At 67.1% G+C, this 25,970-nt stretch carries 25 protein-coding genes and 2 pseudogenes; 10 read left to right on the top strand and 17 right to left on the bottom strand.

What is annotated here, in order from left to right:
- Positions 1–110 precede the first annotated feature (110 nt).
- The 4 genes from ACK41C_RS20290 to ACK41C_RS20275 form a co-directional block, all read right to left on the bottom strand.
- A complete protein-coding gene (locus ACK41C_RS20290; RefSeq protein WP_409658409.1) occupies positions 111–785 on the bottom strand; it encodes a hypothetical protein in 675 nt (224 codons plus the stop codon).
- A gap of 30 nt (positions 786–815) precedes the next feature.
- Positions 816–2,651, bottom strand: coding sequence for a DUF4209 domain-containing protein (locus ACK41C_RS20285; RefSeq protein ID WP_409658406.1), 1,836 nt, complete (start codon positions 2,649–2,651; stop codon positions 816–818).
- A gap of 568 nt (positions 2,652–3,219) precedes the next feature.
- Entirely contained in the window at positions 3,220–5,559 is a 2,340-nt protein-coding gene (locus ACK41C_RS20280) for a S8 family peptidase (protein WP_409658403.1), read from the bottom strand.
- Between the two features lie 10 nt (positions 5,560–5,569).
- Positions 5,570–6,559: an AAA family ATPase gene (locus tag ACK41C_RS20275; RefSeq protein ID WP_409658400.1), complete on the bottom strand. Its 990-nt coding sequence runs from the start codon at positions 6,557–6,559 to the stop codon at positions 5,570–5,572.
- Between the two features lie 244 nt (positions 6,560–6,803).
- Here ACK41C_RS20275 and ACK41C_RS20270 point away from each other — a divergent pair.
- The 3 genes and pseudogenes from ACK41C_RS20270 to ACK41C_RS20260 form a co-directional block, all read left to right on the top strand.
- A pseudogene (locus ACK41C_RS20270) lies at positions 6,804–6,926 on the top strand (hypothetical protein); the annotation flags it as partial.
- Positions 6,927–7,039: 113 nt separating this feature from the next.
- Positions 7,040–7,267, top strand: coding sequence for a hypothetical protein (locus ACK41C_RS20265; RefSeq protein WP_409658397.1), 228 nt, complete (start codon positions 7,040–7,042; stop codon positions 7,265–7,267).
- Positions 7,268–7,604: 337 nt separating this feature from the next.
- Positions 7,605–7,760 (top strand): hypothetical protein, encoded by a 156-nt coding sequence (locus tag ACK41C_RS20260; protein ID WP_409658394.1) that lies wholly within the window; start codon positions 7,605–7,607, stop codon positions 7,758–7,760.
- Between the two features lie 70 nt (positions 7,761–7,830).
- On the opposite strand, the gene ACK41C_RS20255 is transcribed toward ACK41C_RS20260, so the two are convergent.
- Entirely contained in the window at positions 7,831–8,343 is a 513-nt protein-coding gene (locus ACK41C_RS20255) for a DedA family protein (RefSeq protein ID WP_409658391.1), read from the bottom strand.
- Positions 8,344–8,447: 104 nt separating this feature from the next.
- On the opposite strand from ACK41C_RS20255, the gene ACK41C_RS20250 reads away from it, so the two are divergent.
- The 4 genes from ACK41C_RS20250 to ACK41C_RS20235 all read left to right on the top strand — a co-directional run bounded on the left by ACK41C_RS20250 (position 8,448) and on the right by ACK41C_RS20235 (position 11,913).
- A complete protein-coding gene (locus ACK41C_RS20250; RefSeq protein WP_409658388.1) occupies positions 8,448–10,190 on the top strand; it encodes a PHA/PHB synthase family protein in 1,743 nt (580 codons plus the stop codon).
- Positions 10,191–10,192: 2 nt separating this feature from the next.
- On the top strand, positions 10,193–10,906 hold the full coding sequence (gene phbB, locus ACK41C_RS20245; RefSeq protein ID WP_409658385.1) for an acetoacetyl-CoA reductase: 714 nt from the start codon (positions 10,193–10,195) through the stop codon (positions 10,904–10,906).
- A gap of 80 nt (positions 10,907–10,986) precedes the next feature.
- A complete protein-coding gene (locus tag ACK41C_RS20240) occupies positions 10,987–11,742 on the top strand; it encodes a Bax inhibitor-1/YccA family protein (protein WP_409658382.1) in 756 nt (251 codons plus the stop codon).
- A gap of 39 nt (positions 11,743–11,781) precedes the next feature.
- Positions 11,782–11,913, top strand: coding sequence for a hypothetical protein (locus ACK41C_RS20235; protein ID WP_293396551.1), 132 nt, complete (start codon positions 11,782–11,784; stop codon positions 11,911–11,913).
- A gap of 132 nt (positions 11,914–12,045) precedes the next feature.
- Here ACK41C_RS20235 and ACK41C_RS20230 read toward each other — a convergent pair whose 3' ends face one another.
- The 6 genes from ACK41C_RS20230 to ACK41C_RS20205 all read right to left on the bottom strand — a co-directional run bounded on the left by ACK41C_RS20230 (position 12,046) and on the right by ACK41C_RS20205 (position 18,295).
- Positions 12,046–12,561: an Hsp20/alpha crystallin family protein gene (locus tag ACK41C_RS20230; RefSeq protein WP_409658379.1), complete on the bottom strand. Its 516-nt coding sequence runs from the start codon at positions 12,559–12,561 to the stop codon at positions 12,046–12,048.
- Positions 12,551–13,270, bottom strand: coding sequence for an SMP-30/gluconolactonase/LRE family protein (locus ACK41C_RS20225; RefSeq protein ID WP_409658377.1), 720 nt, complete (start codon positions 13,268–13,270; stop codon positions 12,551–12,553). Before ACK41C_RS20225 ends, ACK41C_RS20230 begins: the two co-directional genes overlap by 11 nt.
- Positions 13,271–13,317: 47 nt before the next feature.
- On the bottom strand, positions 13,318–13,524 hold the full coding sequence (locus tag ACK41C_RS20220) for a hypothetical protein (RefSeq protein WP_409658374.1): 207 nt from the start codon (positions 13,522–13,524) through the stop codon (positions 13,318–13,320).
- Between the two features lie 48 nt (positions 13,525–13,572).
- Positions 13,573–15,630 (bottom strand): response regulator, encoded by a 2,058-nt coding sequence (locus ACK41C_RS20215; protein WP_409658371.1) that lies wholly within the window; start codon positions 15,628–15,630, stop codon positions 13,573–13,575.
- 567 nt (positions 15,631–16,197) lie between these two features.
- Positions 16,198–17,841: an alpha-D-glucose phosphate-specific phosphoglucomutase gene (locus ACK41C_RS20210; protein ID WP_409658368.1), complete on the bottom strand. Its 1,644-nt coding sequence runs from the start codon at positions 17,839–17,841 to the stop codon at positions 16,198–16,200.
- A gap of 205 nt (positions 17,842–18,046) precedes the next feature.
- Complete coding sequence (locus ACK41C_RS20205) at positions 18,047–18,295, bottom strand: hypothetical protein (RefSeq protein WP_313454219.1); 249 nt, start codon at positions 18,293–18,295, stop codon at positions 18,047–18,049.
- 216 nt (positions 18,296–18,511) lie between these two features.
- Here ACK41C_RS20205 and ACK41C_RS20200 point away from each other — a divergent pair, with 216 nt between their 5' ends.
- Positions 18,512–18,931, top strand: coding sequence for a response regulator (locus tag ACK41C_RS20200; protein WP_012520306.1), 420 nt, complete (start codon positions 18,512–18,514; stop codon positions 18,929–18,931).
- 158 nt (positions 18,932–19,089) lie between these two features.
- Here the strand turns inward: ACK41C_RS20200 and ACK41C_RS20195 are convergent, their stop codons facing one another.
- The 4 genes from ACK41C_RS20195 to ACK41C_RS20180 form a co-directional block, all read right to left on the bottom strand.
- Complete coding sequence (locus tag ACK41C_RS20195) at positions 19,090–19,689, bottom strand: HdeD family acid-resistance protein (protein ID WP_012520305.1); 600 nt, start codon at positions 19,687–19,689, stop codon at positions 19,090–19,092.
- A 30-nt stretch (positions 19,690–19,719) separates the two neighbouring features.
- Entirely contained in the window at positions 19,720–20,379 is a 660-nt protein-coding gene (locus ACK41C_RS20190; RefSeq protein WP_012520304.1) for a hypothetical protein, read from the bottom strand.
- On the bottom strand, positions 20,376–21,113 hold the full coding sequence (locus ACK41C_RS20185) for a sensor histidine kinase (RefSeq protein WP_299004660.1): 738 nt from the start codon (positions 21,111–21,113) through the stop codon (positions 20,376–20,378). Before ACK41C_RS20185 ends, ACK41C_RS20190 begins: the two co-directional genes overlap by 4 nt.
- A 73-nt stretch (positions 21,114–21,186) precedes the next feature.
- Positions 21,187–21,849 carry a BON domain-containing protein gene (locus ACK41C_RS20180; protein ID WP_012520302.1) on the bottom strand — a complete coding sequence of 221 codons (663 nt, stop codon included), beginning with the start codon at positions 21,847–21,849 and terminating at the stop codon, positions 21,187–21,189.
- A 181-nt stretch (positions 21,850–22,030) separates the two neighbouring features.
- Here ACK41C_RS20180 and ACK41C_RS20175 point away from each other — a divergent pair, with 181 nt between their 5' ends.
- On the top strand, positions 22,031–22,960 hold the full coding sequence (locus ACK41C_RS20175; protein WP_409658361.1) for a YfdX family protein: 930 nt from the start codon (positions 22,031–22,033) through the stop codon (positions 22,958–22,960).
- A gap of 147 nt (positions 22,961–23,107) precedes the next feature.
- Positions 23,108–23,806, top strand: a complete 699-nt coding sequence (locus ACK41C_RS20170) for a Crp/Fnr family transcriptional regulator (protein ID WP_409658358.1) — start codon at positions 23,108–23,110, stop codon at positions 23,804–23,806.
- Between the two features lie 75 nt (positions 23,807–23,881).
- Here ACK41C_RS20170 and ACK41C_RS20165 read toward each other — a convergent pair whose 3' ends face one another.
- Both ACK41C_RS20165 and ACK41C_RS20160 read right to left on the bottom strand, forming a co-directional pair.
- The gene (locus ACK41C_RS20165) at positions 23,882–24,586 is read right to left on the bottom strand and encodes a purine/pyrimidine phosphoribosyl transferase (protein ID WP_409658355.1); all 705 of its coding nucleotides are present in this window, start codon (positions 24,584–24,586) and stop codon (positions 23,882–23,884) included.
- Between the two features lie 634 nt (positions 24,587–25,220).
- A pseudogene (locus ACK41C_RS20160) lies at positions 25,221–25,877 on the bottom strand (AAA family ATPase); the annotation flags it as partial.
- Positions 25,878–25,970 lie beyond the last annotated feature (93 nt).

Genomic DNA, 25,970 nt, shown 5'->3' with positions numbered 1-25,970 from the left:
CGCCTAATATATCTTATCGGAAATATTGACAGAATCTCTTGATAATCTCAGGCAATGCTGATGAAGTCCTGGTATACCATTAAGCATGCCAGATCTTCACTGTCCGCGACTCATCCGCCGTGGCGGCTGCAGTAGCCGCCTTTTGCCTTAGCCTCTTTCCAAGCCTTCACAGGAAGCTGGCTCGAAACGCCGACGACGCCAGCCTTGCACCTGGCGCCGGTCAGAGTGACGCCCTCGCAGCGGATCGACCCCTCCGAAGAGAGCCACTCGACGAAGTCCTCGCGGCTGAGGCCAGCTTGGCGCGCCATGGCGCCCGTCGGATCCACCAGGTATTCCTCCGCCACTTGAGGCTCGAGGGCGATCCTGACGTTCCCCCATCCAAGGCCTTTATCGATCCAATAGGCTTGTCCATGTGCGATGTGGGAATGGATGAGCTCCCTCTCGAGCGCATCAGGCGCCGGCCACTCCGTCATCGGCTCCGCAGGTTGGACTGAACCGCCGCCGTGTCCCTTGGGCTGGTGCTCCTTGCGCCCTGCGCGTACGAGAAAGGTGGATTGGGCGCGCCGGCCTGGCAGACCCGTCGCAGCTTCAGCGAGCTGGAGGCTGAGCCCCTTCCCGAAATTGGCGTAGGCGAACAGCGCCGCCTGCCACCGCTCAGCCTCATCTTCAATTTCGGACAGCTGTAGAGCGCAGGCGCGCCTTTGGTCCTGGGCGGCCTCCAGCGCCTGCTGGGCCTTTGTCACTTCGGCGTTGGCTTCGATCAGCCGTTTCAGAGCAGGATGCATCAGGACCTCGATCGTCCGCTGAAGCTTAGTTCAGCCAGTGATTCGTGCCTCCGTGCCTGAGGTCGACGATTCTAACGATTGGTTGGCCGTCGCCGCGGCGCCAGGAGCCCGCCACAGGCCGAGGAGCACGACGGTCTGGACCAGCCAAAGGACTGTCTGTTGCTCCATCTGATCGCGAGCGAGCAGGCCATGGGCGACTTCGTTGCGTAGGTTCGGGCCGCGCGGATCGGCATAAAGGGTTGCGAGATGCACCGCGAGGTCGGGTCCGTGCCGGCCGAGCGCCGCCACGGTCTCCTTGCTGTAGAGCCCGTCCCCCATCGTCACCGCCACCTGCGCGCCCTTGAACTTGGGGTGCGGCTTGCTCGTCGGCCGACCAACCAGGCCCATCAGGTTGCGGAAACCGCGTTCGATCTGCGGCACCAGCACATGCACCGCCTTCACGTGGTCGCCCTCGAACCAAGCCTCCAGTCCGTCGGACAACAGCGCGCCGTCGCCAAACAGCCCGCCCCGATTGCTCCAGGCCACAAAGTAGCCAGCGTGCAACCGGTAATGCTCGATCGCGGCTTCGAACGCCCACCCCAGCCAGGGCGTATTCATGCTGAGGCTGAAATGGGCGTGCCGAAGGACGCGGCCATAGGGGTCGTCTTCGATGCTCCCGACGGTGGCGACGACGTGGTCCTCGCCGATGATCTGCTGCGGGATCATCGCCATAAGCGGCGCGGCGTCTCCGATGGTCGACAGCTGCTCCTCGAGCTGAGCTCGGCGCAGCATGAACTCAGCGCCGATGCGAGCGAACGCATCCACGACCGAGCCTTCGACGATCCGCGCCTGGAAGGCCTCCACCTCGTCGAACGAGATGCGGACCTCCTGACTGACTTCCGCCATCTGGTCGCGTGCTTCGCGGACCTTGGCCTGCATGAGGCGGCGGACCCGCTCGACGTCGTCGGCGAGCCCGGCCTTCCGATAGGACTCCATGCTGTCGTTCAGCACGCTCGAGGCGGCGAGCGCCTCGGTGCGACTGGCATGGTGTTCGCGGGCGCGGGCGATGATCGCGTGAATGCGCTTCTCCTCGGAGCCCTGCTTTGCCTGACGGTAGTGCTTGATAAGCCGCTCGCCCGTGCGTTCGACGAAATGAACGTCGAAGCGCTTCGGGTCTGCGGCGTCGGCGTAGCCGGCGAGCACGGTTTCCAGGTCCGCCACGAGTTGCGCCCTCTCCGCCTCGGTCAGGCCGGACTTCCGCTGCTCCGAGAGGATGTCATAGGCCTGCCACCAGAGCTCGCCTTCGCTCAGCGCCACCCCGTGGAGCTGCAGGATCTCGGCCCGGATCGCGTCCACAAAGGCTTGATCATCCAGCTGAATGGCAAGCCCGAGCGCGCGGCGCAGGTGCATGAAGGCGTGGAGACGCTGCTCGGAGGGAACGCCGCTCGCGGCGCGGTAAGCGTCGATGGCCAATCGCGCGAAGTGGGGTTCGCGCCGCGCGCCGGTCAGCACCTTCGGCCCAAGTTCCCAGATCAAGTCGGCGTAGTGGGCCTTCAAGGTGGGCGTCGTGAGCCCATCGGCGCGTAGCCGCCAAGCGTTCAGCACGTCCGCATCCACGGCCGCCAGAGGCGGGCTTTCCACGACCTCGCCATTCTCATAGGTGGCGCTGAAGCGGGGTCCGAAGTAGCCGCCCCAGGGGCTGGGGTTGCGGGGATACGGCCGGATTTCGGCCGCCAGCCGATCGGGCTTCCATAGCTCTGGCTCGCCTTCGGCTGCACCGACTCGCAGCGCCTCAGCCACGTCCGTCAGGTCGACAGGACCGCCGGCGCGATCGAACCGGGCCAGCACCTCGTCAGGCGTGTCACGCAGGGTCGATGATGATGCCATGGTCTATCTCGCGGGACTGACCGCCCGCGTAGAGACAGGCCGACGGCGACATGGGCGGGAGCCCGTAGAGGTATATAGGTATAGATGCGCGCCTCGGCGGGTCCCAACGCGAGAGACCTAGCGGCGTCGCCTCGCCCGACGGCCCTTTCCTCATGCCGCCGTGGCGAACTCTGGGAGCGTACACGACCCGTCGCTTACCGACGCTGGGGGACAGAGAAAGCGGCTCAGCCGCACGTAGTCGGGTGAGGTCACCTTGATCTCCGCCCAGGCGCCCTTGTCCGTGAGCGCCCGTGCAATGCGCCAGGCTGCGTCTTCCGCCATCGCGCCCGATCGGAAAACGAGCGGCGCGGCGAGCTGTTCAGACTGCACCATCCAACCCGCCTGCGTGGGGATGACCGAAATGGGATGAAGCACCGCTGTTCCTCCTCTCCTGCGCAAGCGTAGCCTTGGTCGATTTAGGTCGCTTGGGTGGGCCCACAAGAGGCTGGAGACGCAGATTTTGCTGCAGCTGAGCCAAGCGTGCGGAGGGGTAGATCAAGATCAGGCTGCAGCGCGACCCTGAACGCCTTTAGGCGGGCAGGCGAACCTGGGCGCGGAGGCGGGCATAGAGCTGAACCTCGGTCTGGTGCTGCATCTCGACCACGAGGGCGAAGCGTTGGCGCGTCTCGAACGAGGCCGCCCAGCCGGCTTCACATCGGACCACCAGGTGGTAGGAGCCGCCGTAGGCGTCGGTGTCTCGCGTGAAGGTCACGCTGGCGGTCTGGACGGTGTTCCGTTCGCGCTCGCGCGGCCCCGGCGCCATGCCGCAGTTGAACCGATTGTCGAGATCGGGGCGGCGACCCTCCGCCTGGGTGCGACGGCGAAAGTGATCGAAGATCAGCGCCGGATCACAACCGCGAACGAGGCGGAAGCTCATCCCGACGCCCGCATAGTCGGCGCGGGTATGGCGGACCGGGGGATCGTAGGCGAGGCTGACTCGGATGGTGCGGCGCCCTCCCGCCTGGAAGAGTTCGGGTATGGGGATCTGATAGACGGCGAAATGGTCGAGCGGCAGTTCGCCTTCGGCGAACAGGACCACGCGATGGTCGTCCGAGTAGGCAGCGCGTTCGGCGTCGGGCCGGCCATTCCCGCAGACCGCCCTTACCGCGTCATTGCCGAGCGGCTGCAGCCGCAGCTCCGCCGGCTGCGGGACCTCGCTGGCGCCGGCGAGAAGGGCCCGCATCAAATTGGCTGACGCGTTCGGGAACCGGCCCAGAAGCCGCGCCGCCTTCGACGCCACCAGGGGCGCTGCGTATGACGTGCCGGAGCCCGCGGTGAAGAGACGGTCCAGAAAGCGATGATGGAGGGTCAGCACGCCGGCGGAAGCGAGATCCTCGCCGAGGCGCAGCCGCCCGACCATAGGGTCGAACACCATCGTGCCGCCGACATCCACCAGGTCCGGCTTCGTGGAGCCCCCGATCCCCGGGCCGACGCGGGAAAACGGGGCTGGCTCCAGCTCCCGCGTAATCGGCCGAACATGCACGTCGTCGGCGAACTCTGGCCCCAGCCCCTCCCCATGCGCCAAGGCGCCGACGGTCAGGACGTTCATGGCGCCGGCGGGCTCGCAAATGCGATTGGCGGGTTCGGTGAGATAGCCCGGGTAGTCTGTCACCGCCTGCTCGATCCGATTGCCGCCGCGCGGCGCGCGGTTGCCGGCCGAGACGATGATCAGGACGTCGAGCTCGCGGGCCAACTCGTCCAGCGTCTGCGCCCAGGGACCGACCTTGCCGCCGTCATACGGACGCTTTGGATCGCCAAGCGCCACGACGAAGATGCGGCAGCCAAACCGTCCGTGCAGGCCGGCGATCGCCTCACGCATCTGGGTCGGCACGAGGCGACGGTCGTCGAAGCCGCCGCGGTCGTTGATCACCTTGGCGACGGCCAGCCTGGCGGTTCTCGCGAGCTGTCCGGCCTCGAGCTGCGCCCGCAGGTCGCCGAACAGCGCCACGCCGCTCACCCGGGTGCCGTGGCCCCACTCGTCGGCTGTGCCCAGGCTCTCCGGCGCACCTATGGCTCCCACAATGGCGTCGGCCAACAACGGGTGATCATTCACCCCGCTGTCGATGACGCCGACGATGGGCGCGTCGTCCGGCAAGGGGGCGAGGGCCGGAAGCTCTTCCAGCGTGAGGTTCAACGCCTCGCCGATGGCCACGTCCGGCTCAGGCGGGAGATCGAGAGCCGCAACCTCCTCTACATCGAGCAGCGTCCTGACGACCGCCCCGTCGGCGCGCAGCCTCAGCATGGTGATCGACGGGCCGACATAGCGGTCCAGGACCTCCCCTTCCCGCCTTTCGATGTAGTCCGCGATCTGGTCGAGCTTGCGCGTTCGCGCCTCGCGGCGCCCGAAGTCCCAGAGCTCCAGGTCCAGGACGAACTCGCGACCATCGGCGAAGTCCGCAGGCGCGGAGAAGCCCTCCTCGCGCAGGCGGATCCCGATGCGGTCCCGAGGGGTCACCGCGGCGATCTCTTCGACGCGATTGATGAACCCGCTGTACGCTGGTGAGGCCTGCCCGTCTGGGACGCCCCGCGCATAGGCGGCGAGGCGCTCGCGGAAGCCGCGCAGATCATCTTCGGAAGCGAACAGGACGAGCGTCTTGTCCTCATCGGTGGAGAGCACCGTCAGGCCGAGCCGCTCCCAGTCTTCCTCCAGCGTCATGCCGTTCATGCGAACGCGGAGGATCAGGGACGGATCGACGAACTCCGGTCGACGGCGGCGCTGCTGTTCTTCCACCGCCGCGGTGAGCTCGGCCTCGAGCCGGCCGCTGTGATGACCCGGATCCCGCGCGGGCGCGCCGCCGCCGCCAGGCCGCTTGCGGCGCTCCAGCTGCTCAGGCAGGCGGACAAGCCGCAAGTGGTCGTGTCGCGGCATGCCGGCTTGTTCAGTCCGAGGCCTTCAGGCGCGCCCTTCCGGATCGGCGGCGAACCTCATCGGCGATGGCGCGGCGGAGGTCCTGCTCGCGGACGGTCTTGCGCCGATGAATGACGGCCGACTTGATGGCCTGGACGCAGACGCGCTCGATCTCGGCATAGGAATAGCCTTCGAGCTTGCCCGCCTGGGCGAGCGGATCGAAGTCAAGGGCCACGTTCTTGAACTTCAGCTTAAGGAACCGCTCGATCATCTGCCGGTCGGGCCTGTCGAACCAAATCACCTCGTCAAAGCGGCGCCAGATCGCCGGGTCGAGCGACTGGTCGAGGTTCGTCGCGGCGATCATGAAGCCCTTGGGACGAATGCGGTCGATGAACAGCAGCAGGCTGTTGACGACGCGCCGCAGCTCATTGTGCTCGCTGGTGTCGTCGCGCGACCGCGCCAGAGCGTCGAACTCGTCGAGGAACAGGACGCAGGGCTGTTTCCGAGCGAACTCGAAGATCTTGCGGATGTTGGCCGCCGTCTCGCCAAGGTAGGACGAGATCAGCCGATCGATCTTGACCACGTAGAGGGGTAGCCCGAGCTCGGCTGCGAACACCTCCGCGCAGAGGGTCTTGCCGCACCCGGGAGGCCCGCAGAACAACAGCTTCGAGCGAACGTCGAGGCCGCGCCGACGGATTTCGTCCCCTCGGCGGAACTCGTGGATCAGGTCGACGAACACGCGCACGTTCTCATCGCTGAGCACGATGTCGCTCTTATTGTGCTCCGGCTCGACCCGCTCGACGAAGTCGCTGGCGGCGTCGGGGAACGGGATCAGGGGCGCCAGGGCCCTCGGGGCGGGCGTCGCAGGCTGGGCGTTATCCAGGGTCTTGCGAAGCGAGCGGGCGAGCACGCGGTTGTTCTTTTGTTCCTCTTCGAGGATGATCTGCTCGGCGACGGCCCGGAACTCGTCGTCCCGGCCGTAGCTCGCCAGCAGTTTCTTCATCAGCTCGCCGCGCGCCATGACGATTCGTCTTCAATGCCCCGCGGGACGTTAATGGAATTCCGAGACCCCGACCATTCGGCGCCAGGGCTTAAGATGGCGTCAACCATGCCGCTGCGCGAGGGGGCGGATGGCCGCGACCCTGCGCCCGACGAGCGATAGCGCCGTTTTGGACGAAGGGTTCACGCCCTGCGCCGCAGGGCTACTTGCGATGCCAAACGCCATCGACATCCCTGTAGTAGTCACCCGGCTTGAGCTTGGTGTCGCACAGCACATCGCGGGCGTCGCCTCCCGCTGGACCGGCATTCCGGTGGAGAAGATGCTGGAACGCAAGCGCGAGAAGCCCAACCACATGGAAGATACGCTCGGCAAGCGGGTTGTCGGGGAAGGTCGCCGGCGCCGGAGCCGATCACCGTGACCACCCCGGGCTGACGCGAGCCGGCGACCGCGAGCCCGGGATCGCCAGCTCCGGCCGCCAGAGCCTGGGTCACGAACTCGTTGATGAGCTGCTTGCGTCTCCTGCTCTACTCAAGCGACGGTCGCAGACAGATCGTCGGCTCTTGCTTCCCGGGCGACCTGTTCGGCTTCGCGCTCGACGACCGGGACTGCACCCCCGAGGCGAGGGCGGACCTCGAACTCATGGCCTATCCGGGTGCAGCCTTCGTCCGCTCGACGAAGGGCCGGCCTGATCCGCTGATGCAGGTCGCCCAGCGCTGCCTTGGCCACTAACGCGTTTTCGCCCAGCGCTTGCTCTCGATCCGCAGTCTGCCCGCCGCCGAGCGGATCGCCGCCGAGCGGATCGCCGCCTGTCTGGATGCCTCTTCGCATCTGCTGGTGGCGGGCGCGGCGCCCTCCCCCTGAGCCAGATCGAGCTCACGGACTTCATCGGCCTGTCGCCTGAAGCCACATGCCGAGAGGTGCGAAAACTCTGCGAGGCGGGGCGCCTTGCGCGGGCGTGTCGCAAGCTCCTCGTGCTTCCAGCTGGCCGACGCGGCGCCTCGAACCCTGCCTCGTCCGACGCGCGCCATATATCCTGATCGTCAGACACTAACCCTGGGTGCGTACGATGCCCGACAGCGAAAATCCCGAGATCGAAATCCTCAAGAGCTTCCAAGCGCCCATCGGCGCGATCCCTGACCGTCCCGTCGACACGCCACAGGATCTGCCGCTCGACGAACTGGTCGTCGTCGCGGAGGAGGCCTATCGCGCCCTCGACGCCTGACGGCCAATTGTGCAGACAGGGCTGGACGCCTACGGCGCCAGCTAAGCAGCCGCCCATCCGTACGGCCGGTCTACAGCGCCAGGATCGCTTCTACGCCGAAATAGCCGAGACTGGCCATCACCGAAGGCCAGAGTATGCAGGTCGTGGCGTTCGCCAGCAGGAAGCGCGAGCGGCGCATGGCGCTCCACCCGGCCGCGAACGGCGCGACCGACGCCGCCGGGCCCAGGAAGCGGCCGGCGATGATCGCCCCGGGGCCGCAGCGCGCGAAGAGGCCTTCCGTCACTTGGCCGACCTGATCCCCAAGACGGCTGGGGAGCCGCAGATTTCGCCGGCGCGCGGCGGCTCCCAGTTCGTAGGAGGTCCAGTTGCCCGCGAAGGCGCCGGCGGCCGCCCAGGCGAGCAGGGTTGGCGGCGCGTGCCCCGCGGCCATCACGCCGCCGATGACCACCAGTACGGGGGTCGCCGGCACGACTGCGCCCACCAGCACCAACGACTCCAGAAGCGCGCCAATCGCGAGAGCTGGTCCGGCCCAGCTGACCCCCGCGCGTAGCCACTGCTCGATGTCGATGAGTACGTCCTCCATCGGAGCTCTCCGACCATAGAGTTAGGTCGTCGTCGGCGCCTGTCCATACCTCTTGACTCTCCCGTGGCTTGACCCATTTCGCATCCGCGAAGTCGAGGTGAACCGTGGCTTTCGATGCTTCCTCTCAAGAGGCTGCCGACAAGGTCGCCGACGCTCAGTCGCCGACCTGGCCGGAAGCGCTGCGGCAGGCGCTGGCCTGCGCGACCGGCGGTGTGGATCCCGCGCCTACGATGGCGGCCTTCTCCAATTGGGCGCAGCAGGTCTGCCGACATCCCAAGCGCCTTGGCGAACTCGGCGCGGCGCTGGCCCGCGGCGCAGCCGCCATTGCGACCGCCCCTGCGGCGCGCGGCCAGTGGGCGTTCCAGCCCGATCGCGACGACAAGCGATTCGCTGGCGCCGGATGGGAGGCGCCGCCTTTCTCAGCCCTGGCCCAGACACAGCTCCTTCTCGAGCGCCTCTGGCGGACCGGATGCGCGCCCTTGCCGGGCCTTGCCGAACCGGATCGCCGCCGCGTCGAGCACCTGGGCCTGCTGAGCCTTGGGGCGATGTCCCCCAGCAACCAACCATGGGCCAACCCAGAGGTGCTGGCCGCCGCGGCGAGGAGCGGGGGCCGCACGCTCCAGGACGGCGCCGCGCTCTGGCTCGAGGACGCCGGCAGGCTTCTGCAGGGTAAGCCGCTTGCCGGCGAGGATGTGCTGAAGGTTGGGAGGGACGTGGCGGCCACGCTGGGCAAGGTCGTCTTCCGCAACCGCCTCATGGAGCTCATCCAGTACGATCCGGTCGCCCCGAGCGTGCGGCCGGAGCCGGTCCTGCTCGTGCCGGCGTGGATCATGAAGTTCTACATTCTGGATTTGACGCCGGAGGCGTCCCTCGTCCGTCACCTGCTCGAGCAAGGCTTCTCCGTCTTCGCCATCTCCTGGCGCAACCCCAGCGCCGAGGACCGCGAGCTCGCTCTGAACGACTACCGGCGCGAGGGCGTGGAGACCGCCATCGAGCTTGCGCGATCGATCTGCGGCGCGTCCGTACATGCGGTCGGTTACTGCCTGGGCGGGACGCTGCTGGCCATAGAGGCCGCCAGGCGCGGCCGGCTCGGCGACCCGGCGCTGGCTTCCGTGAGCCTGCTGGCCGCGCAGACCGACTTCGAGGACGCCGGCGACTACCGCAAGCTCCTCACCCAAGCTGACGTGGCCACCCTGGAGGCCGCGATGCAGGCGCAGGGCGTGCTCCAGGGCTGGCAGATGGCGCTGTCCTTCTACGGGCTGCGCGCCAACGATATGCTGTGGCCACGGATCGTGAACCGCTATCTCAAGGGTGAGGCAGCCGCGGCAGGTCCCCTGGAGACCTGGCTGGCGGACACGACCCGCATGCCGGCGCGCATGCACGCCGAATATCTGCGCGGCTGCTATCTGGAGAACCGCCTCGCGCGCGGCGAGATGATCGTCGCCGGCGCCCAAGTCGGCCTGAAGGATCTTCGGGCGCCGCTGTTCGTGTTGGGCGCCGAGCTCGACCACATTGCGCCCTGGCGATCGGTGCAGCGCCTTGAGCTCCACGCTTCGGGCGAGCGTACCTTCGTTCTCACCGGCGGCGGACACAACACCAGCGTCGTCAGCCCTCCGGGCAAACCCAAGGCCTACTACCGCATTGTGACCGCCGCGGCCGGATCGCCCTACATGCCGCCTCAGGCGGTGGAGAGCGCTCCGCGGCAAGAGGGCTCCTGGTGGCCGGCTTGGACCGGCTGGCTCGCCGACCGATCCGGACCCGCGGACCGCCCGCCGGCCAAGGCCAGGCCGCTCGGCGGACTCGCCGAGGTGGAGGCCGCGCCCGGGCGTTATGTCATGGAGCGCTGACCATGGGCCGCGTGGCGCTCGTGACCGGCGCCGGCCGGGGCATCGGCCGCGCCATCTGCGAACGGCTGGCGGCCGAGGGGCATCGCGTGGCGGGCCTCAACGTCCGGACGGCCACGGATTCCAGGTCCGATCTGGCCATGCCGCTTGTGACCTGCGACGTCGCCGATCGGGAGGCGTGCGCCCGCGCCGTCGCCCAGGTGGAGGCGCAACTGGGACCGGTCGACATCCTGGTCAACAACGCCGGCGTCACCCGTGACGCCATGCTGCACAAGATGGAGCCTGACGCCTGGGACACCGTACTCGCGGTGGACCTGACCGGGCTCTATAACGTCACGCGTCAGGTCCTGCCCGGCATGCGGGAGCGCGGCTACGGCCGGATCGTCAACATCGCGTCGGTCAACGGGCAGAAGGGCCAGATCGGCCAGACCAACTATGCGGCGGCCAAGGCCGGCGTCCTCGGCTTCACCAAGGCCCTAGCCCTGGAATGCGCGCGCAAGGGCGTCACGGTGAACGCCGTCTCGCCCGGCTACACGGACACGGAGATGGTGGCGGCCGTGCCGAAAACCGTGCTCGACGAGATCATCGCGCAGATCCCCGTCGGACGGCTGGCGCGGCCGGAAGAGATCGCCCGCTGCGCCGCCTTCCTTGCGGCCGACGAGTCAGGGTTCATCACCGGAGAGACGCTGAACGTGAACGGCGGGCAATACCTCGCCTGAAGCGTGGTCTTGTGCGTCCGCGGACCCGTCCTAGATTCAAAAAGCTGGAGGAAGACCTCTTCAATCTAGGGACCTCAGCAATGAGCGATCTTTATCGAAGCCAATACGGATCGATACCCGCTCAGCGCGCCGACATGGCGGTGGATGCGGGCCTTCGATCTTTCATGATCGGGGTCTACAACAAGGTGGCCCTGGGCCTGGTCGTCTCGGCCGCCCTCGCCTACCTGACCTCGAGCGTTGCGCCGATCCGCGACCTGATGTTCGTGGTGAGCGCAGATGGCCGACTGGCCGGCATGGCCCCGCTGGGCTGGATCGTCGCCTTCGCCCCGCTGGGCATTCTGCTGGTTTCGGGGTTTGCGATGCGAAACCCCACCAGCGGCGCGGCGAGCGCCCTCTACTGGACCATTGTCGCCTTGATCGGGGCGTCCCTGGGCGTGGTGGGCCTGATGTACACCGGCGCCTCCATCGCCTCGATGTTCCTGATTACCGCCACCGCCTTCGGGGCGCTGAGCCTCGTGGGCTACACGACCAAGAAGGACCTCACCGGTTTCGGCTCCTTCCTGATCGTGGGCGTGATCGGCCTGATCATCGCGAGCCTGGTGAACCTGTTCCTGCGCTCGGAAGCCGTGCAGTTCGCGGTCAGCGTGATCGGCGTGTTCGTGTTCGCGGGCCTGATCGCCTACGACACCCAGCGCCTCAAGCTGAGCTACTACGAGCTCGGCGGGATCGAGGCCGCGCGCGGGGTGGCCACCAGCTACGGCGCGCTCAGCCTCTACATCAACTTCATCAACCTCTTCCAATTCCTGCTGTCCCTGTTCGGCCAGCGGCGGGACTGAGGCGACCCCATAACCGGCACGGAAAGGAGGTGAGATCGGATGGCTGAAACCAAGACCCGCACGGCGACGTCGGGCATGTCGAAGGAGGAGGAGATCCTGGCCTACAGCGCAATCGCCGTCCTCATCGCCGCCATAGGCTTCGTCGTCGGAGCGATCTTCATGGGCGCCTGACTAGGCGCCCTTCTTTTTTGCACGCTTGGACGCCGGGCCACGCCCACAAAGAAGAAGGCCCCGGGAGAGGGCGGAACTGGCGAGAACCGCTCTCCCGGGGCTGTCCGGAGCGCTGAACGGCGCCCCGCCCGATCAGTGGACCGTCTGGCCCGTGCTGATCGGGATTCGCTTGGCCTGAGCCTCGGCCTTGGGCGACTTCGGCGCGGTGATGGTCAGCACGCCATTGTGGAAGCTGGCGGTGATCTTCTCCTCGTCGAGCTCGCCCAGGGACAGGCGGCGCTCGAAGCGGCCGTAGTAGCGTTCGCTGTAATGCCGCTCCTTGTCCTCGGTCTCCGCCTTCTTCTCGCCGCAGATGATCAGCACGCCGTCCTGCAGCGAGACCTCGACGTCTTTCTCGTCAAGGCCCGGTAGCTCCGCGCTGATCCGGTAGACGCCGTCCTTGTCCTGCACCGCGATGCTCGGCCAGTTCACGGCCGAGGTCTGGGCGGTGAGATCCTTGAAGACGGAATCGAAGAGCCGGTTCATCTGGTCGCGGAGCCCCGCCATCGCACCGAATCCATCGAAGGCCGGCCCGAACCAGTCCTGACGCGACTGAGCGGCGGGACTGCGGTCGTTCGCCCCTTGCGTGGCGAGATCCTTATGATCCATCGCTTGCCTCCTTGCTGGAACAATTCGCGAGGAGTCCGCGGCGCGGGGCGCGGGCGTCCGCCGGCTGGGAGACGCAAGCTTCGGCGCTCGCCTGACCGGCTGTCCATGACACCGGACCGTGCCGCGTCGCCACGTGCGGCGCGCCGGCCAGGTCCCCGGCCGACGAACTCCTCGGCCGCCACATCGGCGGCATACGGAGAACTAGGTCAAAGCCTTGGGCGCACAAGGGCCAACCTTGCGTCTTGCATTCACCCGGCGAAGACTGGGAGGGGCAGACCGGCGTCTCGACGCGCAGCTGCAGCTGGCGGCCGTCGGGCGCATAGCGGATCAGGCAATCCGCGCCCCATCTCGCGATCCACAGGAAGCCGTCCGCCACGCCCGGGCCTCCCTCGATGAACACCTCCTGGTCATGCAGCGATGGCTGTTCTGGCTCGTAGCGGCAGCGCCAAATCAGCTTTCGGCGGCTGTCGGCGAAATAGAGCCGCTCGCCCTCGGGGCTCCAGGCCAGGGTCTTGGCGACGCCGTTGTCGCCAAGAAGGCGATGGCTGCGACCATCTGGCTCCATGGCAGAGAGGCCGCCGGTGAACCGGGTGACCGGACGTGGGGCGCCGTCAGGAGCGATGTTGTTATGCATGGTCCCAAGCCAAAGGCGGCCCTGCGTGTCGCAGTGGCGCTCGTTGGACCGGTTCTCAGAAGGGCCCTTCCCCAAGGATGCAGGACGGCGCCTGCTGGATGGCCGATCGGCGTTCCCGAAGGCTAGGAAGCGAGGCGGATCTGGTCGCGCTCCGGCGGGAAGTAAGGCAGCAGCTCGACCTCATCTGGCCGCACGTGCGAGGCGGTCAGGTGCGAGAGGAGTTCGGCCCCGCGTTGCAGCAACTGCGCGCGATCGGTGCTCTCCGGCAGGATGATGCCGGAGATATCCTGCGAGCCCCGTAGCTTGGCGACAACAAAGCGGCGGTTCATGCCCGGAAAATGCGCTGGCCGCCAAACTGTTGCAGACCGGGCGGCGCTTCAAGCTGTGGCTGCGACGCTATTCTCGAGCGCCCGGCGCACACGCTGGGCGAGCTCCGCCTGCGAGAACGGCTTGGTGAGCACCTGTTCGGCGGCCAGGTGCTGGATCGCGCTGTGGTCGGCAAAACCAGTAGCCATGAGGATCGGCAGCTGCGGCCACTTGCCGGCCGCGAGCTTGGCGAGCTCGATGCCGTTCATCCCCGGCATGGCGAAGTCAACGATGAGCAGGTCTATCTTGTGGCGTCCTGCCAGCAACTCCAGCGCCGCGCCGCCGCTGCCTGCTTGCAGCACCCGATAGCCGAGTTGCTGGAGCATCTGGCATGTGATCTCGCGGACGAACTCGTCGTCATCGACAACGAGGACCGTTCCGCCCTTCTCCGCCACTTTCAAGCCGTCGGCCAGCAGCGAGGTATGGGGGTCTGCCCGGGCCGCGGTCGCCCGCGGCAGGTAGACCTTTACGGTCGTGCCACGGCCGAGCTCCGTCTCGATCGCCACGCCACCGCCCGACTGCTGGGCGAAGCCCAGCACCTGGCTGAGCCCCAAGCCCGACCCCATGCCCGCAGGCTTTGTTGTGAAGAAGGGCTCGAAAACGCGGGCCAATACTTCGGCGGGCATCCCCGAGCCTGTGTCGCTCACCGCCACCATGACATAATCACCCGGTTCCGGTTCTTCCGGCCGCACCCGGGCGCCGGTGATGGTGACGTTGCCGGTCCGGACAGTAAGGCGCCCGCCCACGTCCATGGCGTCGCGCGCGTTAATGGCCAAGTTCAAGACGATCATCTCGATCTGCGTCGGGTCGACCAGGGCCGGCCAGAGAGCTCTCCCGAGCGTCAGCTCAAGCGCCATGCTGCCGCCGATGGCGCCTTGCAGCAGGCTGCGCATGCTCTCCAGCGCCTCGTTGAGGTTGACCGGCTGGGGCGTGAGCTTCTGGCGGCGAGAGAAAGCCAGCAGCTGCTTGGTCAGCATCGCGCCGCGCTCGGCGGCCTGCCGCATCATCTGGATCCGCGCCTGCGCCCGGTCGGGATCGCCGCCGCGTTCGAGCATGCCGAGGCCGCCTACGATCAACTGCAGCAGGTTGTTGAAGTCATGGGCGATGCCAGCTGTGAGCTGACCAACGGCCTCTAGGCGCTGCGTTTTCAGCAGCGTCGCCGCCATCTTCTCGCGCTCAGCGATCTCCGAGAGCAGCTGGCGGTTTGCGGCGGCGAGCTCCGCCGTGCGCTCCTCCACGCGGCGCTCGAGCAGCTCCGCTGACGTCTTGAGCGCGGTGATGTTCGTGGCCGAGGCGACATGGCCAAGGTAGGCCCCGTCGCACTCGCGCGGGGCTGCCTCGCAGTGCAGCCAGTGCAGGGCGCCGTCCTTGCCCCAGACCCTGTACTCGAGATTGAGCGTCGCACGCGCCAGGCGGGCCTGGCGCCAAGCCGCCTCTACCGCGGACCGGTCCTCATCCAGGATCGGGATCTGCCAACCTGAGCCAGCGAACCCCTCGGGCGGCTCGCCGAACAGGTCCGAATGCCGCCTGTTGGCATAGATAACTTGGCCGTCCCGGTCCGTCATCCAGATCAGCGATGGGGCGTTGTCGGCAAGGCTGCGGAACCGGCCTTCAGATTCGCGCAGCGCCTCGGCGTCCCGCAGGCGTTCAAGCATGTAGGCCTCAGCCTCGCGCTGCCGGAGCCGCGCGCGCAGGGCCGTGTTCGCCGCGCTCACCAACGTCGTCGGGTGCAGCGGTCGCTCGAGGATCGTTAGATTGCCCAGACGTTCGAAGCGCGCCTCTATCTGACCGGTGACGCTGCTCTCCCGGTTGCGCAGCAGGATGATCGGATAGTCGGACCAGGGCGGCTGCGTCTCAAGCCAGGAGAAGAGCGGCTGCGGATCGAACCGGTCGAAGGCTTCCTCGGCGACTAGCAACCCGCCGGTCTCAGCATAGCCGCCTGGAATGGCAAAGCCGTCGATCACCCGCACCGGCAGGCCGCGGTCGCGCAGAAGTTCGCCGTTAACGTGTCCCTCCTGGCCGATCGGACACAGAACCAGCATGGGATCCTGGACCGGATCGGGCCTCATCGGTCCTGGGCTCCGACAACGCTCAAGGCGGGCCGGCGAAAGCCGGCGCGCCGATCAACGTACGGTGGGTTTGCTCCGACGCCGGTCTCACGCCACAGTCCGTGCAAGCGGATGCGGCGCCCGTGCGACGCAATGTCCACCACTTCCTCCCACCTTCTGCCCGCGGACGGGTGCTCTCGGGCTCGGCTGCATGCCTGTGCACTATAGAGCACAAGCGAGCGGGCCATGCCAGCAGGGGGGCTTCGCAACGAGTGCTATCCTGCTGGTTCACTACGGATAATCGCGGCGTTCAGCAATATTTGGACCGCCAGTAGGATAGGTCGGCCGCCGCTCGCCGACGTCGTCTCGGCCTCCGGATGCGCCCAAACAGTCGGATCGCCGGCGGTTTCGAGCGCGGCTGTTTGTGTCCCGCCGCACAGCCCAAGACGCTTCAGCCGAGGATCAGCCAAGCGCCCGAGCTCGCGTTCGAGGCGAATCAGAGACGTCGATTGCGAGCACCGTTTGCTTCCGGGTTCGGAACCTGCGCCTCGATCTGGTCGACCCAGCTTCGAGCGTCGCCGCCGGGACTCAGGTCACGAGAGAGGGCTTCGAGCGGCCGGTCCACTGTTCGACTTCGGCGATATCTCGAGCGGCTGCCGCCAACGAGGCCAGTGCGGAGCCGACGGTCATGGCCTGGCGCGCCGGGTGAGCCTCGAATCGTTCCACGTAAACGCGCAAGGTCGCACCTTTGGTGCCGGTGCCGGACAACCGATACACTATTCGCGATTGGTCGGCGAAAACGATCTGCGCGCCCTCATGCTCAGACACCGTGCCGTCGACGGGATCGACGTAGCGAAAATCGCCGGCATGGAGGACGCGCCGTCCGGCAATCCAACGATCCTCGAGTGTCGGAAGACGGCCGTGCAGCGCCGCCATCATTCCATGGGCGCTCTGCGCGGGAAGATCCTCGTAGTCCAGCCGAGCATAGTAGTGACGGCCAAACTGTCGCCAGTGCGACTGCATAACTCTGGCTACGTCCCCTTCCCGCGCCGCCAGGATGCTGAGCCAGAACAGCACCGCCCACAGACCATCCTTCTCCCGGATGTGACTGGAGCCCGCGCCGAAGCTCTCTTCGCCGCACAGGTTGATCAGACCCCGGTCAAGCAGGGCGACGAAGTACTTCCAGCCGGTGGGGGTAACATAGCAGGGCACGCCGAGGGCGCGGGCGACATGATCCACAGCCCGGCTCGTCGGCATCGACCGTGCGATGCCCGCGATTCCACGTGCGTAAGCCGGTACGGCCGTCGCATTGGCCGCCATCACCGCAAGGCCGTCGCTCGGCGTAACGAAGACACCGCGACCGAGGATCATGTGCCGGTCGCCGTCGCCGTCGGAAGCGGCCCCGAAATCGGGCGCGTCGCTTCGGAACATGGCCTCCAGCAGGGCGCGCGCGTGTGTCGGGTTAGGGTCGGGCTGCAGACCGCCGAAGTCGGGCCTTGGCAGGCCGTTGACCACGGATCCGCAGGGCGCGCCCAGCCGCCGCACAAGGATTTCCTGAGCGTAGGGCCCTGTAATGGCGTGCATTGCGTCATAGCGCAGCCGGAACCTGTCACCGGACAGCAGTCGGGAGAGCCGGTCGAAATCAAACAATGATTCCATCAGCGCCGCGTAGTCGGCCACGGGATCGAAAATCTCAACCCTTGTATGCCCGAGCGTCGTCAACCCAATCCGTTCGAGGTTCAGGTCGGATTGATCCATGGTCCTGTAACTGCGAATGCGCTGTGACGCCGCGAATATGGCCTGCATTATGGGGTTGGGCGCTGGTCCGCCATTGGCCAGGTTCACCTTGACCCCAAAGTCACCCCCGGCCCCCCCTCGGTTGTGGCTGGCCGTCAGCAGGATTGCGCCCGCCGCGGCGCGCTTGCGGATGACGCAAGAGGCTGCAGGCGTGGAAAGAAGGCCGCCTTGGCCCACCAACAGCACTGGGAAGTCGTTCGCGGCGGCCATCTTGGCGACCGTCTGGAGTGCTGGGCCGCTGTGATAGCGGCCGTCGCCGCCGATCACGAGAGGGGCGGCTCGCGAGAGGGCTCCGGAGTCGAAGATCGATTGTACGTAATTCTCAAGATAATGGCGCTGCTGGAACGTCGAGACCGGCTTGCGCAATCCCGAGGTTCCGGGCCTCTGATCGTCGAAGGGGCGCGTTGGGACGGATTTGACCCCAGCATCCGCCATTTCGAGCCTCCTTCGGAAAAACACACGACACATCGGGCGGCGTGAACGACGTCCGAGAAGACCTCGCTCGCCGCGAACGGAACGTCTGCCAGCGCCGTCGCGCATTCTAGGCTTCTGGGGCTCGCCCGACGGCGCTTCCCGTGGAGAGCCGTCCATCGGCGGCGCGGAGCACAGCGATTTGGGTGTCCGCCCCTTGACCGGAGCCCTACGGCTCGACCCCGCCAGCGCCAGCATCAGGCGCCAGCGGCGGACACAGGAAGCGGCTCGCTTGCCGGCAATCATGCGACATCAGCTGTATTTCCGCCCAGCCGCCGTTGTCCGCGATCGCGCGTCCGACACGGCAGGCCGCGTCCTGCGCTTTCGCGCCGGAGCGAAAGACGAGCGGTCCAGCCAGAAGGTCGGAATGAACCAGCCATCCGGCGGCTGTGGGAACTATGGAGACGTTGTGAAGCATGGTCCCCTCCCGTCCTGTACTTCCACGATCTAGGTCGGCGAAGCTGGCGGACAAGTCAGCGTATGGCGCGCGCCATCGGCTTGATGGCTCTTGGGCCGCCTGATCGGGGGCCCGGCATGCCAGCGGGCCAGGTGATTGACCGTCGGTGCGACGCCTTCGCCGCATTCGAGCCGATCGACCGTGCACTATATTGCTCGAGCTGGCGGGGGCCGGCAGATGAGGGCCAGCGCAATTCCGCTCGCGCACGCCAAGGCGACAGTGTTCCAGCACGTTCTTCTTCTCGATCCCGATCAAGCGTTCCGCTCACAGTTGGCGACCTGTTTGAGGAGCGCTGGCTTCGCCGTTCGAGAGGGGGAGGACGGCCGCGCCGTCTCCACGACGCTCACCCCGGCCGAAGTGCTGATCGTAGAGATGCTTATGCCAGAGACAGATGGCGTCGAGGCGATTCTCAAGGCGCGAGCGCTCTGGCCCGAGGTCGCGGTCGTCGCCACGACGGCGGGATGTGGCGCGTTGCAGCCCGACTATCTTCTGTCTCTCGCGCTTCACCTTGGAGCCGATGCTGCGGTCAGCAAGCCTGCACCGACCGCGGCCTTCTGCACCGCCATCAAGGAGATCGGCGCCCGCCGCGGCCGCTGACTCATTGGAGAGCCGCCACCCGCTGCGGGATAGATGATGGCCGCGGATGGGCGCGCGCGCCCGAATCCGCCGGTCGCGATGCGCCGGCGCTCGCGGCCACCGTCGAAAATCCCTAGCGAGGCAATGCACGAGATCAGTTTCGCCGGCGGCCTGAAGCACTATGTCCGCGGCGCCACTTGGTCCCAGGCGGCCACAGATCGGCTTCGCGCGAACGCCAACAAGCCCGCCCCCGACAGGACCAGATCGACCCCCAGGAGATACCCGAGGAAGATTGGCGCCGCGATCGGGGCGATGAGCAGCGCTAAGGCCGCCAGAGCTATATCCACTGCGGCCGCCACCAGCAGCCAATACCAGCCCCGAGCCTCGACGCGTCGCATCCGGAACGCTGCGACGGCGGCCGTGACCCCGGAGGCGATGAGGTAGGCCGCTACCAACAGCGTAATCGTCCAGGCGCCGAGAAAGAGATCGAGCAGGAGCAGCACGCCGGCAACGAACGCCGCGATTGTCGACACCAGCCGCCAGCCCCAGGCGCCGCGGCGCCCGCTCCGAAAAAGCCCGACGAGGCCGACAACGCCGGCGGCGATCAACAAGACAGCGAACAGAGCAACCGTGGCCAGGCCGGCGATCAGCGGCGCCACAATGGCCAGTACGCCCAGCAATATCCAGAGCACGGCGTCGAGGGAAAGCCAGAACCTCACGCCGAAGCGGCGGGGGCGGCTCGCTCCGACGGTCGTCGCCGTGGCGTTCTTCATAGTCATGTCGGGGTCCTCCGTGTCGGTCTTTACAGCTCAGCTGTTGGGTGGGGCGGCCAGAGGCCGATCATCCAACCACGGGTCGGGGCGAATCCGCCCCAGCGGGATGTCCAGCAGGGTCTTGGCGAGGTCGACCTCGTGGACGTGGACATTGCGCGCATGCTCGCGAAGTATGGCCAGCGCCCTGGCCTCCTCCTGCCCGTCATCGACGCGCACGAAGATCGCCAAACCGCCCATCGCCAGGTCGTGCTCGAGCATGTCGGGATCGGCTTCGCCGAGAACGCGGCGGCGGATGGATCTGGCGAGCGTCGTCGCCAGCACGCCGCCACCGACGGCCGCGCTCAGCGCCGCCGCCGCAGCGCCGCCGGAGGCCACCACGATGGCGCCTGCGCCCAGCGTGGCGACCGCGAGCAAGGTGCCAAAGACCAGCACGTTCAGAGCGGCCGCATCGTCGCGAGTGACCAGGTCACGCCTGGGCAACTGGTCGACTTCCGCTAGCGCGGTGGGCTCGACATAGTAGTGGTGCAGCTTGTCCAGGATCGCCTCTCGGCTACCCATCAACGAGATGCGCGCGCGATCCACGCCGGCCAGGAGCAGAGCCTCGACGATGCGATCGAAGGCGTCTCGCGAGTCGGCGATGCCGACGACTTCGCGCACGCGCGCGACCTCGATCGGCGGGGCGTCGGGTTGGCTCATGGGTAGTCCTCCATCGGCGCTCCAGGCGCCACATCGTCGAGCGGCAGGATGAGAACGGCCGCCGTCCCGCGTCCGGGCCTTGAGCGAAGCCGCAGGCGTCCGCCCGCGGCCTCCGCAAACTTGCGGGCGCGCCACAGGCCAAGGCCGCGCCCTTGACCCTTCGTCGAGAAACCGAAGCTCGTAGCCCTGGCCAGGTCGTCCGGACGGATTCCCGGGCCGGTGTCCGCCACCACAATTCGCACACAGCTCCCGACGGGCTGGGCTGGCTGCCGGAGCGCACGGGCGCGGATGACGATGCGCCCTGGCCGCTCGTCGAGCGCCTCCTTGGCGTTCTTGAGGAGATTGATCAATACGGCCACCAGCTCTGCAGAGCCCGCGCCGAGCGGCGAGAAGCGACCGAACACCTCGCAGTCCAGACGCTGACCTGCCGCCAGGCAGGGCTGGAAGGCCGCCCCTGCCGCATAGAGGGCGCGCGGCAGATCGGCGACGCCGCCGCTGAGATGGGGGCCGCCGTTCGGATGCAAGGAATCCGACCAGCCGGCGAGAAGCGCGGCCGAGTGGGAAACGGCAAGATCGAGGGCGCCGAACAATAGCCCGGGCGTAAAGGCTGACGCTTGGGCTTCGTCCGCCTCGCGGTTCGACCAGGCGCGGCGCAGGGACCTTGTCGCAGCCTGGATGATCATCAGGTCGTTGCGCACATCGTGGGCGATCCCGTGCAGCTGCTCGACGTTCATGGCTTCCCTCCCCGGTCTGCGCGCCTGTTGCGGTCGTCGGCCGACCGCAACAGGCGCGGACCGGCGCCGACGGTCAGGCGATGACGATGCGGTTGTCGACGCTGGTGACGCCGGGGGCGGACCAGGCGGAGCGTTCCGCCTCCTGCCGTTCCGCCCAGGAGCGGACGGACCCGCGCAGGATGACGCGGCTGCCGTCGACTTCGACCGTGACCTTGTTGGCGTCGAGCTGGGCGCTGCGCACGAAGGCGTCCTCGATCTTCTTCTTCACGTCCGACGGGGTAACCTTCGGTTTCACGGTGATCAGGTTGCTGATGGACTTCACGCCCCGGATGGTGCGGACGGCCCGCTCGGCGGTCTCCTTTTGGTAGTTCCACTCCACCTCACCTTCGAGGGTGAGACGGCCATCTTTGGCGATGACCTTAAGCTTCTCGTGCGTCAGCGGGAGGTCCCGCTTGAGCGCCTTGACCGCCTCCTCGGCGATGTCGGGGTCGGGCCGCTCGCTGCCGGTGTCGTACTTGATCTCCAGCTCGTTCGCGACGCCCTTGACGCCCTGGACACGTTTGGCGGCCCGCTCGGCGTAATAGGAATCCATGTACTTCTTGGTGTAGCCCGTGAGGGTGACCACCCCGTCGTTGACCGCCACGGCGATGTGGCTGTCGTCCTCGATCGAGGGATCCCAGCGGATCTCGTCCTCGACGTCGCGCTTGATGTCGGTGTCGGTTCTGAAAAGGGCCATGGTCAGGGTTCTCCTATGCTTTAGCGCCGGCGGGGGGCCGACGTCAGGACAGTCCCACCCCCCGCCAGGGGCATCTTGACGACCATCAAGACCGGCCGCGCGGGCTCCGCCATTCTCCGGTCCACGGCGCGCAGAGGTCGCAGCGGCGATCGCCTGACGGCCGCTTGAAGGAGAAGCAAGCATGCGATCGAAGCGCGTCTGGATACTGCTCGCGATTGCCGTGGTCGTGATCGTGGCCCTGTTCATTTGGAAACCCTGGCGAGAGGCCGCGCCGACTCCGTCGCCGCAGGCCGGCCCCGTGGCCAGCCAGACCCCGTCTCCTGCCAACCGCTATGAGCCTGAGCGTGCGCAGGCGGAGGCCGGCGCCCAGCAGGCGCTGGACGCCGAGGCCGTCGCGGTGCTGGCCAAGACCGACGAGGCGCAGAGCCGGATCGCCGCCAAGGACAAGGCGGGAGCGATCCGGGCCCTTGAGGAGGCCGCCGGCAAGGCGGATATACTTGTCGGCCGAAATCCAGCGGCCGCGCTCATTCCGGCGGCGACGGAGGTACAGATCATCGACGTGGCGCCGGCCGACCTGGGCCAGGTGCGCAAGCTTCGCCGCGCGGTCGAGCTTGCGGTGCTCACCGACGACTTCCCGAAGGCGCGGGTGGCCCTGGATGGCATGCGCAGCGAGATTCGAGTGCGCACTTACTATCTGCCCCTCGCCACCTACCCCGCGGCGCTCGCCTCTGCGGCCGGGCTGGTGGAGCGCGGTGACTTGACTGGGGCGGCCGAGGCTCTGGATCGCGCCCGAAGCACGCTTGCCATGACGGATGTCGCCATACCGCTGCCGCTGCTGGCGGCGGAAACGGCCGTGGAAGCCGCCAAGGCGGATACGGACGCCCAGAAGAAGCTTGGGCATGTCGAGGCGGCGCGGGCCGCGCTCGAACGTACCGAGGCGCTCGGCTACGCCAGTCGCGACGTCCGTAAGGCGCTTCTGGCCGAGATTCGTGAAGTCGAGCGCCAGGCCAAGGGCGGCTCGGACATCAAGGCCGGGCTGGAGCAGTTGCAGGAGCGGATTTCGAAGGCGATCGGTGACCTGAAGGCCGAGCGCAAGAGCGCTGAAGCCTGAGGCGGCGCCGCCTACGCGACTAGCCGTGCCCGCCGTCGGCGCCGACGGCGGGCCGGACGCGATAGCGGGAGCGCGAGCCGGTTCGGATGTTGACCGTCGTCAAGGACTCGTCGCGCGCAGCCTGTGTTAACCTTTCAAGAGGCAAACATGGAAGGCGTGAGGGACATGTCTAAGCTTGCTCTCGTAAACGACGATCAAGTTGGGGCCTTTGTTCAGCAGCTTCGCCTCTGGCGGATTCAGCGGCGGCCGGGGCAAAGCCTCTACCATGAGGGCGATCCTGCCGAGTTCGTCTACCGCGTCGACAAGGGCTGGGTGCGGCTTCTGCTCGATGGTGAAGACGGGCTGCGCCGGATTTTCGCGTTCGTGGGCCCAGGCGATTACTTCGGGGCGAACCTGCAAGTGCGAGACTGCACCGCAGAAGCTTGCACCGACCTGCAACTGACGGTGATCCCCGTCGCCGGGCTCCTGCGGATCGGTCGAACCGATCCGGTCGCGCTACTGGAACTCTTCGAGGCATGCACGAAGCACTACCGTGAGCGCGTCGAGGTCGGGCGCGGGCAACCGTCGGCGGCCGAAAAGCTTCGCGCATTCATCGCGCGGATGGGCGAGCGCATCACCAGCGGTGGCCGAAGCGGGATCTGCCTGCCCTTCAGCCAGGTTGATCTCGCCAACTATCTCGGCGTCGCGCCCGAGACCCTGTGCCGCGCCGTGGTCCAACTTTGCGAGCGCGGGGAACTGGCGCGTCACGGCCGCCGGCTCTGGATTGGCGGATGCCCGCCCCCCCGCCAGAAAACAGGAAAGCAAGCCAAGGAACTTGGGGCCTGCGACGCCGCCCATGCCTGGTGACGCAGGAATCCAGCAACGCTGACCAGGCCATTGGGGGCTGATCCCGGTCGCGGATCGCGCCTCCAGCCCACGTCGCTAGTGGAGCGGTCCCCCCTGTCGATAGGCGGTCAGCAATCCGATGGCCTCGCGATCACTGATCTGGGATTCCGTCCCAACGTCGAGCTCGGCGGTCCTCGGCAACGGCTGCAGCACGATCAACTCGTCGGCCTCGATGCTGAGGGCTTGCAGGTCTTCATCGAAGGCTCGGCGGGCGATAAGCACCAGTCGGGCCGGACTTCGCCGCCGCGCCGCGGCGATGGCAGCGAAGGCTAGCGCGGCTGGCGCGGCCGTATCAATCACCAAGATCGCAGTCTTGCCGGCGGCTCCAAGGCTGCGCCGAAAGGGGGCGTAGAGCGTCTGGCGACGCTGTAGGGCCTCGAGCGCGAGTCGCCATTGCGCGGCGAAGACGTCGGGGGCCAAGTCGTCGCCGGGCGCCTTGAGAGTGACGAGAGAGCCTGCATCGGCAATGGCGCCCACAAGCGCGCGCGGGGCGGAGGGCGAAGCGACCCCTTCCACGAACATGAGATCCAGGTCGCTGCCGAGGGCGCTGGCGATCTCTACCGCGGTCGCCACGGCTTCGGGCGCTGCGGCCAACACGATCGACGGCGTGCCGATCAGGTGCTTCAGCCGCTCGGCGGCGAGAGCGTCTGCGGCTCCTGTCTTCGACGGCATGGGGCGGGCCGTTTGCTCGGCGTCTCGCAATGAGACATCTTCCAGTGGTGCCTGCAGCTTTCCGGCCACGCCGCCGATTCCCTCATCATGCTTTGGGTTTGGAAGCTGGACGTAGAGGTCGGGAAGCGCCAGGGGACTATCGTGCACACTGGGGTTCTAGGGTTTGATTGGTCTCAAGCCGGACTGCGGCGGCACGCCCACCAAACGGCTCCGTTCCGACCGCCGCAGAGCCCGCCCTATCGAGTTCATCCAGGTGTTCGTTGCCTCGACCGATCGAGGGCGAGGACGCTTGACGGCATGCGGCCACGCAGGCCCCGGCCGCTAGCCGAGTTGCAGGCTGCTCAGGAAGGCTTGCGCATCGTCAACCGTTGAACGAGTCTGTCAGTGGCACGTCAGGGCGTCCCTTTCAGGATATGTCATCATCGATGCCAGCAGCGTCGTCCCAATCCTCGGCCGTGTGCGCCGCAGCGCGGCAGCGCTTGCTCGCCGCTCAGCCGCCGACAGGCCCATCAGGCATGCCGTCGGCTCCAAGAGCGCCTCCGCCTCGACCCTCTAACCTTCGATCGATCCGCGACATCAATATGGCGCGACCACGCCGAGACAGCACCGCATTCTTTTGCATATTCAACCAGGGATCGCCGGAGTGGTTTGCGGGCTTCGCAACCCCAGCGACTTGGGTGCACTACCTCTTCGGCGACGACACCTAGGCGGCCATTTGTGAGGACGACGTAGCCGTCGCCGTCAGCTGAAGGTAACCGTCGCCCTCGGTGATGCGGACAGTCGCGCCGTCGCCCACCTCGCCCTTCAGGATCATGTCGGCCAGGGGATCCTGCAGGTGTCGCTGCACCGTTCGCTTGAGCGGACGCGCGCCATAGACCGGGTCGTAGCCTACCCGGCCGAGCCAGGCGCGCGCCTCTTCGCTCAGTTCAAGCGTGATCTTCCGATCCGCCAGCAACTGCTGCAGTCGGGCGACCTGGATGTCCACAATGGGACCCATGTGCTCAAGGCCGAGGCGATGGAACAGGATGATTTCGTCGAGTCGGTTCAAGAACTCGGGCCGGAAATGTGCGCGCACGACTTCCATGACCTGTGGTTCCACGCTCTCGACATTTTCGCCTTCCGCCAGGCTCGAGAGAAACTGGCTTCCGAGATTGGAGGTGAGGATGATGAGGGTGTTGGAGAAGTCGACCGTGTGGCCCTGCCCGTCCGTCAGCCGTCCGTCGTCGAGGACCTGTAGGAGAACGTTGAAGACGTCGTGGTGCGCCTTCTCGATCTCGTCGAACAAGACCACCTGGTAGGGCCGTCGCCGCACCGCCTCGGTGAGCACGCCGCCCTCCTCATAGCCGACGTACCCCGGTGGGGGGGGGGGGGGGGGGGGGGAGGGGGGGGTTTGGGGGGGGGGGGGGGGGGGTGGGTGGGAAACCTGCACGTGGTCATTGCATAGGAGGAAAGA

It is taken from the genome of Phenylobacterium sp. (assembly GCF_046290725.1).
Lineage (GTDB): Bacteria > Pseudomonadota > Alphaproteobacteria > Caulobacterales > Caulobacteraceae > Phenylobacterium.
The sequence above is the reverse complement of the archived record's forward strand: the minus strand, read 5'-3'. Positions and strand labels throughout refer to the sequence as shown.